9 protein-coding genes are annotated in these 13,893 nt (G+C 54.8%); 8 read left to right on the forward strand and 1 reads right to left on the reverse strand.

Features of this window, described 5'->3' with window-relative positions:
* Positions 1-121: 121 nt before the first annotated feature.
* On the reverse strand, positions 122-715 hold the full coding sequence (locus tag G163CM_RS19465; RefSeq protein WP_015962649.1) for a YhgN family NAAT transporter: 594 nt from the start codon (positions 713-715) through the stop codon (positions 122-124).
* Positions 716-947: 232 nt separating this feature from the next.
* On the opposite strand from G163CM_RS19465, the gene asd reads away from it, so the two are divergent.
* The 8 genes from asd (at position 948) to G163CM_RS19505 (ending at position 13,893) form a co-directional block, all read left to right on the forward strand.
* On the forward strand, positions 948-2,054 hold the full coding sequence (gene asd, locus G163CM_RS19470; RefSeq protein WP_015962650.1) for an aspartate-semialdehyde dehydrogenase: 1,107 nt from the start codon (positions 948-950) through the stop codon (positions 2,052-2,054).
* Positions 2,055-2,312: 258 nt separating this feature from the next.
* A complete protein-coding gene (glgB, locus tag G163CM_RS19475; RefSeq protein ID WP_231826013.1) occupies positions 2,313-4,499 on the forward strand; it encodes a 1,4-alpha-glucan branching enzyme in 2,187 nt (728 codons plus the stop codon).
* Positions 4,496-6,472, forward strand: coding sequence for a glycogen debranching protein GlgX (gene glgX, locus G163CM_RS19480; protein ID WP_231826014.1), 1,977 nt, complete (start codon positions 4,496-4,498; stop codon positions 6,470-6,472). The genes glgB and glgX overlap by 4 nt, the downstream gene beginning before the upstream one ends.
* Positions 6,473-6,527: 55 nt before the next feature.
* On the forward strand, positions 6,528-7,823 hold the full coding sequence (gene glgC / locus G163CM_RS19485; RefSeq protein ID WP_231826015.1) for a glucose-1-phosphate adenylyltransferase: 1,296 nt from the start codon (positions 6,528-6,530) through the stop codon (positions 7,821-7,823).
* Entirely contained in the window at positions 7,823-9,256 is a 1,434-nt protein-coding gene (glgA, locus tag G163CM_RS19490; RefSeq protein WP_015962654.1) for a glycogen synthase GlgA, read from the forward strand. Before glgC ends, glgA begins: the two co-directional genes overlap by 1 nt.
* A gap of 17 nt (positions 9,257-9,273) precedes the next feature.
* Positions 9,274-11,721 (forward strand): glycogen phosphorylase, encoded by a 2,448-nt coding sequence (gene glgP / locus G163CM_RS19495; RefSeq protein ID WP_015962655.1) that lies wholly within the window; start codon positions 9,274-9,276, stop codon positions 11,719-11,721.
* Between the two features lie 85 nt (positions 11,722-11,806).
* A complete protein-coding gene (locus tag G163CM_RS19500) occupies positions 11,807-12,334 on the forward strand; it encodes a hypothetical protein (protein WP_231826016.1) in 528 nt (175 codons plus the stop codon).
* A gap of 59 nt (positions 12,335-12,393) precedes the next feature.
* Entirely contained in the window at positions 12,394-13,893 is a 1,500-nt protein-coding gene (locus tag G163CM_RS19505) for a PstS family phosphate ABC transporter substrate-binding protein (protein WP_231826017.1), read from the forward strand.

The following is a 13,893-nucleotide window of genomic DNA, read 5'->3' on the forward strand; positions in this document are numbered from 1 at the left end:
GATGGAAGCCCTTTTTTATTGGTGAAATTGCCCGGTGGCGCTTCGCTTACCGGGCCTACGGAGGGCAAAATTGCTGTAGGTCGGGTAAGGCGCAGCCGCCACCCGGCGTCGTTCAGCTTCATCACCCCTTCATCCACATCCGAATCCCATCCAGGAACATCTGGGTTGCCATCATCACCAGAATCAACCCCATCAGGCGCTCAAGCGCGTTTACGCCTTTCTCACCCAGCAGACGCAGGAACAGCGACGATTGCAGCAGAATGGCAACCGTGCCGCCCCAGGCGATCAGCAGGGCGATAACGAGATGGCTCATATTGTTCGGATATTGATGCGAAAGCAGCATCAGGGTCGCCAGCAGGGTTGGCCCAGCGACCAGCGGGATGGCGAGCGGCACAATAAACGGCTCTTCACCCGCCGGTAAACCGGAACTGTTTTCGGAACTACTCGGAAATATCATCTTAATGGCAATCAAAAACAGAATGATGCCGCCGGAGATAGAAACCGTTTCGGCACGCAGGTTCAAAAAGGCCAAAATCTTCTCGCCCGCGAACAGGAAAATCAGCATGACGAGAAGTGCGATTAAAAGCTCACGTATCATGATCGCCCTGCGGCGCCTGGGTTCCGTGTGTTTTAATACCGACATAAAAATCGGCAAGTTTCCTAATGGATCCATAATCAGGATCAACAAAACGGATGCAGAAAAGATTTCATTCATAACCTAAATTCCCTGATAATCATTGCGGATTTTCTGCTAAACACGTGGCCGATGGAAAGGTTTCCGAAGTGGCGCGTGTTGGCTCCCAAAATGGGGGTAATAAGTTGCATTTCTGATTGCGTTGCAATCATTGATTAATTTCACTTGCGACTTTGGCTGCTTTTTGTAATGTGAAGGATGTCGCACCGGATCTGGTGACATTAACAGCACATCTCTGCAGGAAAAAAACGTTATGAAAAATGTTGGTTTTATCGGCTGGCGTGGAATGGTCGGCTCTGTACTCATGCAACGCATGGTGGAAGAGCGCGATTTCGACGCCATTCGCCCGGTCTTCTTCTCCACCTCCCAACTTGGGCAGGCGGCGCCGTCTTTTGGCACTACCACAGGTGGTACGCTGCAGGATGCTTACGATCTTGACGCGCTGAAGGCCCTGGACATTATTGTCACCTGCCAGGGCGGCGATTATACCAACGAAATCTATCCAAAGCTTCGTGAAAGCGGCTGGCAGGGCTACTGGATTGACGCGGCCTCTTCGCTGCGCATGAAAGATGATGCCATTATCATTCTTGACCCGGTTAACCAGAAAGTCATCACCGATGGCCTGAACAACGGCGTGAAAACCTTTGTGGGCGGCAACTGCACCGTCAGCCTGATGCTGATGTCCTTAGGCGGCCTGTTCGCTAACGACCTGGTGGAGTGGGCGTCCGTTGCTACCTATCAGGCGGCTTCCGGCGGCGGTGCGCGTCATATGCGTGAGCTGCTGACTCAAATGGGCCAACTGCATAATCACGTCGCCGATGAACTGGCGAACCCGGCTTCCGCTATTCTCGATATCGAACGCAAAGTCACGGCGCTGACGCGCAGCGGTGACCTGCCGGTCGATAACTTCGGTGTACCGCTGGCAGGCAGCCTGATTCCGTGGATCGACAAACAGCTCGATAACGGCCAGAGCCGCGAAGAGTGGAAAGGCCAGGCTGAGACCAATAAAATCCTCGCCACCGCGTCCACCATCCCGGTTGACGGCCTTTGCGTCCGTGTTGGCGCGCTGCGTTGCCACAGCCAGGCTTTCACGCTGAAACTGAAAAAAGATATCTCTATCGCCACCGTTGAAGAGCTGCTGGCGGCTCACAACCCGTGGGCGAAAGTCATCCCGAACGATCGTGACATCACCATGCGCGAGCTGACCCCTGCGGCGGTCACCGGCACGCTGACCACGCCGGTCGGGCGTCTGCGTAAGCTGAACATGGGGCCAGAGTATCTCTCGGCCTTTACGGTTGGCGACCAGCTACTGTGGGGGGCAGCAGAACCGCTGCGCCGCATGTTGCGTCAGCTGGCTTAATATTCTCAGGGGGGCTTTATGCCCCCCTGTTTACATCTGATAGGTTTTGCGTACTACAAGGAGTAAACGCGAATGTCTTCATTTTTCTCAGAGGTTCAATAAAGCGTTGGCTATGCTGTAAGCAAGGTTGAATTTTTGCGACCTTGACTGAAAGTTGGGCGGGGCAGAGAGGAAGCACATTGTGCTGCGCCGTGCAGGTCAAAAATGTCGTCCACTTAACTGGAACGAGACGACACACATACAACAGGATGATGAACCATGTCCGATCGTATTGATAGAGACGTGATTAACGCGCTAATTGCTGGCCATTTTGCGGATCCTTTTTCCGTTCTGGGGATGCATAGCACCGAAGCAGGGCTGGAAGTCCGGGCGCTTTTACCTGATGCGACTGATGTCTGGGTTATCGAACCGAAAACCGGGCGTAAAGTCGGCAAGCTCGAGTGTTTAGACTCGCGCGGTTTCTTTTGCGGCGTTCTGCCGCGACGTAAAAATCCTTTTCGTTATCAACTGGCGGTGGTTTGGCACGGTCAGCAGAATCTGATCGACGACCCCTATCGCTTCGGCCCGCTGTTGCAGGAGATGGACGCATGGCTGCTGTCTGAAGGCACGCACCTGCGCCCGTACGAAACGCTGGGCGCGCATGCCGACACAATGGACGGCGTGACCGGCACGCGCTTCTCTGTGTGGGCACCCAACGCCCGCCGCGTCTCGGTGGTCGGGCAGTTCAACTACTGGGATGGCCGTCGCCATCCGATGCGCCTGCGCGGTGAAACGGGGATCTGGGAACTGTTTGTGCCCGGCGCGCATAACGGTCAGCTCTATAAATTTGAAATGATCGACGCGCACGGCAAACTGCGCATCAAAGCCGACCCTTACGCCTTCGAAGCCCAGATGCGACCAGAAACGGCCTCGCTGATTTGCGGCCTGCCGGAAAAAGTGGTGCAGACGGAAGAGCGTAAAAAAGCGAATGGTTTCGACGCGCCGATTTCCATCTATGAAGTGCATCTCGGTTCCTGGCGTCGCCATACGGATAACAACTTCTGGCTGAGCTATCGCGAGCTGGCGGACCAGTTAGTGCCGTACGCGAAATGGATGGGCTTTACCCATCTGGAGCTGCTGCCGGTTAACGAGCATCCGTTCGACGGTAGCTGGGGCTACCAGCCAACCGGGCTGTACGCGCCGACGCGCCGTTTCGGTACGCGCGAAGATTTCCGCTACTTTATCAATGCCGCGCATGCGGCCGGGCTGAACGTGATTCTCGACTGGGTGCCGGGCCACTTCCCGTCGGATGACTTCGCGCTGGCGGAATTCGACGGCACCAAACTCTACGAACATGATGACCCGCGTGAAGGCTACCATCAGGACTGGAATACCCTGATTTACAACTATGGCCGCCGTGAAGTCAGTAACTATCTGACGGGCAATGCGCTGTACTGGATCGAACGCTTTGGCATCGATGCGCTGCGCGTGGATGCGGTGGCTTCCATGATCTACCGCGACTACAGCCGTAAAGAAGGTGAGTGGATCCCCAATGAATTTGGCGGCCGCGAAAACCTGGAAGCGATTGAATTTCTGCGCACAACCAACCGCGTGCTGGGCGAGCAGGTTCCCGGTGCGGTGAGTATGGCGGAAGAGTCGACCGATTTTGCCGGCGTTTCTCGCCCGCAGGATATGGGCGGCCTGGGGTTCTGGTACAAGTGGAATCTGGGCTGGATGCACGACACGCTCGACTATATGAAGCTTGACCCGGTACATCGTCAGTATCATCACGACAAAATGACCTTCGGGCTGCTTTACAACTACACGGAAAACTTCGTGCTGCCGCTGTCGCACGATGAAGTGGTCCACGGTAAGAAATCGATTCTCGACCGTATGCCGGGCGATGCGTGGCAGAAGTTTGCCAACCTGCGCGCCTACTACGGCTGGCTGTTTGCGTTCCCCGGCAAAAAGCTGCTGTTCATGGGCAACGAATTTGCGCAGGGGCGCGAGTGGAACCACGACGGCAGTCTCGACTGGCATCTGCTGGAAGGCGGCGACAACTGGCACCACGGCGTTCAGCGTCTGGTGCGTGACCTGAACCACACCTATCGCCACCATAAAGCGCTGCACGAGCTCGACTTTGACCCGTACGGCTTTGAGTGGCTGGTGGTTGATGACCACGAACGTTCGGTCTTTATCTTCGTGCGTCGCGACAAGCAGGGCAATGAACTGATCGTCGCCAGCAACTTTACGCCGGTGCCGCGCCACGATTACCGCTTCGGTATCAATCAGCCGGGTAGCTGGCGTGAAGAGCTGAACACTGACTCCGCACATTACCACGGCAGTAATGCCGGGAACGGCGGCGTGGTGCATAGCGACCACATCGCCAGCCACAGGCGTGAGCACTCTCTGAGCCTGACGTTGCCGCCGCTGTCCACCATCTGGCTGGTTCGGGAGGGGGAATGACCGTACTCGCAGCAGGAACACCCACGCCGTTAGGCGCACGCTATGACGGCAAGGGCGTGAATTTCACGCTCTTCTCTGCCCATGCTGAGCGGGTGGAACTCTGCGTGTTCGATGCGCAGGGCAATGAGTCTCGCTACGACCTGCCCGCGCGCAGCGGCGATATCTGGCACGGTTATTTGCCAAAGGCGCGCCCTGGATTGCGTTATGGCTATCGCGTCCACGGGCCGTGGGATCCGGCGCAGGGGCACCGTTTTAACCCGGCGAAACTGCTTATCGACCCGTGCTGTTATCGCGTCGATGGCACGCTGAAAGATGAGCCGTGTCTGCACGGGGGGCATCAGCAGCCGGATAACAGCGACAGCGCCGCAATCGCGCCGAAATCGGTCGTTGCTGCGCTGGATTATCAGTGGGAAGACGACGCGCCGCCGCGTACCGCGTGGGGCAAAACCGTTATCTACGAAGCGCATGTGAAGGGGCTGACCTATCGCCATCCGGGCATCCCGCAGGAGATTCGCGGCACCTACAAAGCGCTCGCTCACCCGGTGATGATTAACTATTTCAAAGCGCTGGGCATTACCGCGCTGGAGCTGATGCCGGTGGCGCATTTTGCCAGCGAACCGCGCCTGCAACGTATGGGGTTAAGCAATTACTGGGGCTACAACCCGATGGCGATGTTTGCCCTCGACCCGCGCTACGCCAGCTCGCCCGAGCGTGCGCTGGATGAATTTCGCGATGCCATAAAAGCGCTTCACCGCGCCGGAATTGAAGTGATTCTCGACATCGTGCTGAACCACAGCGCGGAGATTGATCTTGATGGTCCGACCTTCTCGCTGCGCGGAATCGATAACCGTAGCTATTATTGGATCAGGGAAGATGGTGATTACCACAACTGGACGGGGTGTGGGAACACGCTCAACCTCAGTCATCCCGGCGGCGTGGAGTATGCCCGTCAGTGCCTGCGTTTTTGGGTCGATGTCTGCCATATTGATGGTTTTCGCTTTGATTTAGCCACCATTATGGGGCGTACGCCGGAATTCCGTCAGGACGCGCCACTGTTTGAAGCGATTAAACATGACCCGGTGCTGTCTGCGGTGAAGCTGATTGCCGAGCCGTGGGATATCGGGATGGGCGGTTACCAGGTGGGGAATTTCCCTCCGCTGTTTATGGAGTGGAACGACCATTTCCGCGATGCAATGCGCCGATTTTGGTTGCAGGAAAATCTCTCGTTGGGCGAGTTTGCCCAACGTTTTGCTGCCTCCAGCGATGTTTTTGCACGCGGCGGACGCAGCCCGTCGGCTGCGGTAAATCTGGTGACGGCGCACGATGGCTTCACGCTGCGTGACTGTGTTTGCTTCAATAATAAGCATAACGAAGCCAACGGTGAGGAAAATCGCGACGGCACTAGCAATAACCATAGCAATAATCATGGTATAGAAGGATTAGGTGGTAACCTGGACATTATTGAGCGACGTCGGGCCAGCGTGCATGCGCTGCTGACGACGCTGCTGCTGTCCCAGGGGACACCGATGCTGCTGGCCGGTGACGAACATGGTCACAGTCAGCACGGTAATAACAACGCCTACTGCCAGGACAATCCGTTGACCTGGCTGGATTGGGAAAACGCCAATGCCGGGCTTACCGCATTTACCGCCGCGCTGATTCATCTGCGCCAGAACATCCCTGCCTTAACGCAGGATGCCTGGTGGCAGGAGGGCGACGGTAACGTGCAGTGGCTCAATCAGCATGCGCAACCGCTGCATCCTGATGAGTGGCAAAACGGCGTAAGGCGGATGCAAATCCTGCTTTCCCATCGCTGGCTTATTACGCTCAATGCGACGCACGACGTGTCTACACTCGTTTTACCTGAGGGGGAGTGGCGCGCTGTTCCCCCCTTCGCCGGAGAGGATAATCCGGTCGTCATGGCTGTCTGGCATGGGCCCGCGCACGGAGTGTGCGTATTTCAAAGGTCATAGGCTCTGAAACATTCCGCAGATGGCGGATGAAGACGAGCAACAAAAGGAGTTAATCATGGTTAGGCTGGAAAAAAACGATCCCTTAATGCTGGCGCGCCAGTTACCGAATAAAACGGTTGCGCTGATCCTCGCGGGTGGCCGCGGCACGCGCTTAAAAGATCTCACTATCAAGCGTGCGAAACCGGCGGTGCACTTTGGCGGGAAATTCCGCATTATCGACTTTGCGCTGTCGAACTGCATCAACTCAGGGATTCGTCGTATTGGCGTGATTACGCAGTATCAGTCACACACGCTGGTACAACACATCCAGCGCGGCTGGTCCTTCTTTAGCGAAGAGATGAACGAGTTTGTTGACCTTCTGCCGGCACAGCAGCGCGTACACGGTGAAAACTGGTATCGCGGCACCGCCGATGCGGTAACCCAAAACCTCGACATCATCAGCCGTTATAAAGCGGAATATGTGGTGATCCTCGCGGGCGACCATATCTACAAGCAAGATTACTCGCGCATGCTTATCGACCACGTCGAAAAAGGCGCGCGCTGCACCGTTGCGTGCATGCCAGTGCCCATTGAAGAAGCAACGGCGTTTGGCGTTATGGCAGTAGACGAAAGCGAGAAAATTATCGACTTCGTTGAAAAACCGGCAAACCCACCGGCCATGCCAAACGATGCAAGCAAATCGCTCGCCAGTATGGGTATCTATGTCTTTGATGCTGATTATCTTTATGAGCTGCTCAAAGAAGACGACGAGGATGAAAACTCCAGCCACGACTTCGGCAAAGATATCATCCCGAAAATCACCAAAGCTGGCATGGCTTATGCACATCCATTCCCACTCTCCTGTGTACAGTCTGACCCGAATGCAGAACCGTACTGGCGTGATGTGGGTACGCTGGAAGCGTACTGGAAAGCGAACCTTGACCTGGCGTCCGTCACGCCTGAGCTGGACATGTATGACCAGAACTGGCCGATTCGTACCCACATGGAATCTCTGCCGCCAGCGAAGTTCGTTCAGGACCGCTCCGGTAGCCACGGCATGACCCTGAACTCGCTGGTCTCCGGCGGCTGCATTATTTCAGGTTCCGTGGTGGTGCAATCCGTTCTGTTCCCGCGCGTGCGCGTGAACTCGTTCTGTAACATTGATTCGGCAGTCTTATTACCGGACGTTTGGGTTGGACGTTCATGCCGCTTACGCCGCTGTGTTATCGACCGCGCCTGCGTCATTCCTGAAGGAATGGTGATTGGAGAAAATGCGGAAGACGATGCACGCCGTTTCTACCGCTCGGAAGAGGGGATTGTGCTGGTAACGCGTGACATGCTGCGCAAATTGCAGGTCAAACAGGAGCGATAATGCAGGTTTTACATGTTTGTTCAGAGATGTTCCCGTTACTGAAAACTGGCGGTCTGGCTGATGTTATTGGCGCGCTGCCTGCAGCGCAAATTGCAGATGGAACCGATACGCGCGTGCTGCTGCCAGGTTTCCCTGATATCCGCCGGGGCATCACCGATGCGCAGGTGGTTACGCGCCGTCAAACCTTTGCCGGGCCGATTTCGCTGCTGTTCGGGCATTTTAACGGTGTGGGCATTTACCTGATCGACGCGCCGCATTTGTATGACCGCCCAGGGAGCCCGTACCACGACACTAACCTGCATGCTTACACCGATAACGTCCTGCGCTTTGCGCTGCTGGGATGGGTAGGCTGCGAAATGGCCTGCGGGCTTGACCCGTTCTGGCGCCCGGAAGTGGTGCACGCGCATGACTGGCATGCGGGCCTGGCCCCGGCGTACCTGGCGGCGCGTGGCCGCCCGGCGAAGTCGGTGTTTACGGTGCATAACCTTGCCTATCAGGGCATGTTTTATGCGCACCACATGAATGACATCGAGCTGCCGTGGTCGTTCTTCAACATGCACGGGCTGGAGTTTAACGGCCAGATTTCGTTCCTGAAAGCGGGGCTCTACTACGCCGATCACATTACGGCGGTGAGCCCAACCTATGCACGAGAGATTACCGAACCGCAGTTTGCTTACGGCATGGAAGGATTGCTGCGCCAGCGCCACCAGGAGGGCCGTCTTTCCGGCATCCTGAACGGCGTGGATGACAACGTATGGAGTCCGGAAAAGGACATACTGCTGGCATCACGCTATAACCGCGATACTCTTGAGGAGAAAGCGGAAAACAAACGCCAGCTACAAATTGCGATGGGCCTTAATGTTAACGATAAAGTGCCGCTTTTTGCCGTTGTCAGCCGATTAACCAGCCAGAAAGGTCTGGACCTGGTTCTGGAAGCCCTGCCGGGCTTGCTGGAACAAGGCGGGCAACTGGCGCTGCTGGGGGCCGGCGATCCTGTTCTGCAGGAAGGGTTCCTTGCGGCAGCGGCGGAGCATCCGGGGCAGGTTGGCGTCCAGATTGGCTATCACGAAGCCTTCTCGCACCGCATTATGGGCGGTGCTGACGTCATCCTTGTGCCAAGCCGCTTTGAGCCTTGTGGCTTAACGCAGCTCTATGGCCTGAAGTACGGCACGCTACCGCTTGTGCGTCGTACCGGTGGCCTGGCGGATACGGTCTCAGACAGTTCACTGGAAAACCTGGCCGATGGCGTCGCCAGCGGTTTTGTCTTTGAGGACAGTAATGCCTGGTCGCTATTGAGAGCCATCCGGCGTGCTTTCGTGTTGTGGTCTCGCCCATCACTCTGGCGCTATGTACAGCGTCAGGCGATGAGCGTGGATTTTAGCTGGCAAGTCGCGGCGCACTCTTACCGCGAGCTTTATCAACGCTTGATGTAATCACAGGAACCATTTCTATGAATGCGCCATTTACCTATGCATCACCGACTCTTAGCGTTGAGGCTCTCAAGCACTCTATTGCCTATAAGCTGATGTTCACGATTGGGAAAGATCCGGCCATTGCCAACAAACACGAGTGGCTGAACGCCACGCTGTTTGCGGTGCGTGACCGCATGGTGGAGCGCTGGTTGCGCTCCAACCGCGCACAACTTTCTCAGGAAACGCGACAGGTTTATTACCTGTCGATGGAGTTTTTGATTGGCCGCACCCTTTCCAACGCGCTGTTATCCCTCGGCATCTATGAAGATGTCAAAAACGCGCTGGAAGGGATGGGGTTAGACCTCGAAGAGTTGATCGACGAAGAAAACGACCCAGGGCTCGGCAACGGTGGCTTAGGCCGACTGGCAGCCTGCTTCCTGGATTCTCTCGCCACCCTCGGCCTGCCGGGGCGCGGTTACGGCATCCGCTACGACTACGGCATGTTCCGCCAGAACATTGTCGATGGTCGTCAGAAAGAATCGCCGGATTACTGGCTGGAATACGGTAACCCGTGGGAGTTCGAACGTCATAACACCCGCTACAAAGTGCGTTTTGGTGGCCGTATCCAGCAGGAAGGTAAAAAGAGCCGCTGGGTTGAAACCGAAGAGATCATCGCCGAAGCCTACGACCAAATCATTCCTGGCTATGACACCGACGCGACCAACACGCTGCGTCTGTGGAGCGCCCAGGCGAGCAGTGAAATCAACCTCGGTAAATTTAACCAGGGCGACTACTTCGCGGCGGTGGAAGACAAAAACCACTCGGAAAACGTCTCGCGCGTTCTCTACCCGGATGACTCCACTTACTCGGGCCGTGAACTGCGTCTGCGTCAGGAGTATTTCCTGGTTTCCGCCACGATTCAGGATATTTTAAGCCGTCACTATCAGCTGCATAAAACCTATGCCAACCTGGCGGATAAAATCGCGATTCACCTCAACGACACCCACCCGGTGCTGTCGATTCCTGAGCTGATGCGCCTGTTAATTGATGAGCACAAATTTAGCTGGGATGATGCGTTTGAGGTGACCTGCCAGGTCTTCTCTTACACCAACCACACGCTGATGAGTGAAGCGCTGGAAACCTGGCCGGTTGATATGCTGGGTAAAATCCTGCCGCGCCACCTGCAAATCATCTTTGAAATCAACGACTACTTCCTCAAAACCCTGCAAGAGCAATACCCGCAGGATATGGGGCTGCTTAGCCGTACGTCTATCATTGATGAGTCTAACGGTCGCCGCGTGCGGATGGCCTGGCTGGCGGTGGTCGCCAGTCACAAGGTGAACGGCGTCTCTGAACTGCACTCAAACCTGATGGTGCAGTCGCTGTTTGCCGATTTCGCGACCATCTTCCCGATGCGCTTTACCAACGTGACTAACGGCGTCACGCCGCGTCGCTGGCTGGCGCTGGCGAATCCGTCGCTGTCAGAAGTGCTGGATGAGAACATTGGGCGTACCTGGCGAACCGATCTCAGCCAGCTTAGCGATCTGGAACAGCATATCGATTATCCGACGGTGAACCAGGCTGTGCACCGTGCCAAGCTGGAAAACAAAAAACGGCTGGCGGCGGCGATTGCCCAGCACCTGAACGTGGTGGTCAATCCGAACGCGTTGTTTGACGTGCAGATTAAACGTATTCACGAGTACAAACGTCAGTTGATGAACGTGCTGCACGTCATTACCCGTTACAACCGTATCAAGGCCGATCCAACCGCCGATTGGGTGCCGCGTGTAAACATCTTTGCCGGGAAAGCGGCATCGGCGTACTACATGGCGAAGCACATCATTCACCTGATCAACGACGTGGCCAATGTGATCAACAACGATCCGCAAATTGGCGACAAGCTGAAGGTGGTGTTTGTGCCGAACTACAGCGTGAGCCTGGCGCAGGTGATCATCCCGGCGGCCGATCTCTCCGAGCAGATCTCGCTGGCAGGAACAGAAGCTTCCGGCACCAGTAACATGAAGTTTGCCCTGAACGGCGCGCTCACCATCGGCACGCTGGACGGCGCAAACGTCGAGATGCAGGAGAAAGTGGGCGAAGACAATATCTTCATCTTCGGCAACACCGCAGAAGAAGTGGAAGAACTGCGCCGGAACGGCTACAAACCGCGTGACTACTACGAGCAGGACGAAGAACTGCATCAGGTGCTGACGCAAATCGGCAGCGGGCTATTCAGCCCGGAAGAGCCGGGGCGCTACCGCGACCTGGTCGACTCCCTGATCAACTTCGGCGACCACTATCAGGTGCTGGCGGATTACCGCAGCTATATCGACACTCAGGATAAAGTCGACGAGCTCTACCGTAACCCGGAAGAGTGGACCACCAAAGCGATGCACAACATCGCCAACATGGGCTATTTCTCCTCTGACCGCACCATTCAGGAATATGCCAAACATATCTGGCATATTGACCCTGTACGGTTGTAATACCACAGTAAATAATCAGATAGCATAGTTAAATAAGGCCATAGTGAAATTCACTATGGCCTTATTGTTTAATACAGGGAAGATAATGAAAGAAATGAAATTTATTCACGTGCCAACATATTTTGCAGGCGCGCTGGCGCTTTTATTAGGCTTTGCTCCGTTATCAGGGCAGGCGGCGGATAAATTTCCGCAAGGCAAAGATTATCCCGTGAGTGAAATCTATAAGGGAAAACCGGCTGAACATATTGATAACAGTGATGAATTCACCCATATGTTCAGAACACGCTTTAAAGAAGCCATGCAGGGGGATGTTGCTTTCGCTGGGGAATACGCTCAGGCCGGATGGGGATGCGGTGGCTCAGGATGTCATGTTGTTGCTTTTATTAATAAACGAACCGGGCGTGCATTAGATAAAGCCTTTTCTGTTTATTATGGCGGCGACAACGATGAAGTCACTATTGGTGAAGACATTGTCTATATGGATAAAAACAGTAAGTTGCTGGTCACCTCAGGAATGGATGAAATAACGAATAAATTTTATTCATACTATTATGTTTTAAAAGGTAATAAACTTGAGTTGATTCTCAAGTCAGAAATAAAAGAAGAGAAATAAAGCACGAATAATATCTTTCCGGGGTTGGAGGATATACGCAGAGAAATGCGGATTGCAAAATGAAAAACATAAAATGGATATTTCTGTCTCTGGTCATGGCTTTTATCGGTGTGCCCATTCTTGCGCACTGCGTGGCATTATTCTGTGGGCTATGTGTCGCGATTATCGCTTATATTTTAGAGGGGCTTGGCCTGGGAAAAGAGACGCAGGGGCTTCCTTCCGCATTGATTCTGCTCGCCGTTTGCAACCTGATGTTTTTCGGCGGTCGCATTTGGTCGAAAGATAACGCGCCGGAAGATAACCTCACCTGGCGGCACGTGATTCTGTTGCTGCCCGTGCTCCTGGCATTGCTGGGGTGGATTTACGCGCTGCAACAGGCTGGCCTCGATTTTTACACGATGGGCAGCGGAACGCTTGCCGTATTATCCCCCTGGGCAGGGATTCATATCGTTAATCTTGTCTGCCAATGGTATTGGGGAAGCCTGCTGATACCGGTTTGCTCGCAGTTAAGCTTTACGCTCGGCTATGGCTGGTCGTTCAGGCGATCTTTCTTCACAAGCAGGGCTGGCATCTGCCGCAGCATTATTCTGTTTCTCATCGTTATAGCCTCAACTTACGCGGCGTACCAGGCGTGGCAGCAGAAACTAAAATATCCCAACGTTATTTATGAAGATCGTGATACCCGCAATTACCGGCCTGATAAATGGCATAACGAACTCATCCCGCTTCAGGGCAGGCCAGAGTTACAAATCACCCACAACTGGCCGCGGATGGACGGTGCGACGGCGGGCTATCCCCTCTATGCCTCGGCATTCTATGCGCTAAACGTCTTACCAAAACGGTTTGATGAGGATAAATATTTACTCAATTCTCGTACGCCGGCCGCGTGGGAAAATATTATCAAAGGTCATGTCGATATTATTTTTGTCGCACAGCCTTCTGCAGGGCAGAAATCGGATGCCCAGAAAATGGGCGTAAAGTTGACCTACACGCCGTTCGCGCGTGAAGCGTTTGTCTTTATCGTCAATAAAAACAACCCAATTAACAGCCTCACCACCGAGCAGGTCCGCGATATTTTCAGCGGCAAAATGACCAACTGGCGTCAGGTTGGCGGCCCGGACGCGGCCATTGAGCCCTGGCAGCGGCCCGAGGATTCAGGTAGCCAGACCGCCATGCTGGCGAAGGTAATGAAAGGGACGCCAATGCTTAAACCCAGGGAGATGAAGGTTGCTGACCAAATGGGTGAACTGTTGGATGTGGTGGCGCAATATCAGGATACCCCCGGCGCGATTGGTTACACCTTCCGCTATTACGCTACGCGGATGCATGCTCGTGAGGGCGTCAAATTGCTGGCAATTAACGGCATTGCCCCCACGGCTGAGAACATTCGCAACGAAGTTTATCCCTGGGTCGCGGGTGTTTATATGGTTACTCAGGAAAACCCGACCACGGAAACTCAGAAAGTAGTCGAGTGGTTTTTAAGCCCACAGGGGCAAAGGCTGGTGCAGGATGTGGGGTATGTGCCGATGTATGAAACACTCGCTAACTCAGGGCAGTAA

The organism is Pseudocitrobacter corydidari (assembly GCF_021172065.1).
Classification (GTDB): domain Bacteria; phylum Pseudomonadota; class Gammaproteobacteria; order Enterobacterales; family Enterobacteriaceae; genus Pseudocitrobacter; species Pseudocitrobacter corydidari.

Coding starts and splice junctions, on each gene's coding strand:
- G163CM_RS19465 (WP_015962649.1), bottom strand. CDS start 715: ATGAATGAAATCTTTTCTGCATCCGTTTTGTTGATCCTGATTATGGAT.
- asd (WP_015962650.1), top strand. CDS start 948: ATGAAAAATGTTGGTTTTATCGGCTGGCGTGGAATGGTCGGCTCTGTA.
- glgB (WP_231826013.1), top strand. CDS start 2,313: ATGTCCGATCGTATTGATAGAGACGTGATTAACGCGCTAATTGCTGGC.
- glgX (WP_231826014.1), top strand. CDS start 4,496: ATGACCGTACTCGCAGCAGGAACACCCACGCCGTTAGGCGCACGCTAT.
- glgC (WP_231826015.1), top strand. CDS start 6,528: ATGGTTAGGCTGGAAAAAAACGATCCCTTAATGCTGGCGCGCCAGTTA.
- glgA (WP_015962654.1), top strand. CDS start 7,823: ATGCAGGTTTTACATGTTTGTTCAGAGATGTTCCCGTTACTGAAAACT.
- glgP (WP_015962655.1), top strand. CDS start 9,274: ATGAATGCGCCATTTACCTATGCATCACCGACTCTTAGCGTTGAGGCT.
- G163CM_RS19500 (WP_231826016.1), top strand. CDS start 11,807: ATGAAAGAAATGAAATTTATTCACGTGCCAACATATTTTGCAGGCGCG.
- G163CM_RS19505 (WP_231826017.1), top strand. CDS start 12,394: ATGAAAAACATAAAATGGATATTTCTGTCTCTGGTCATGGCTTTTATC.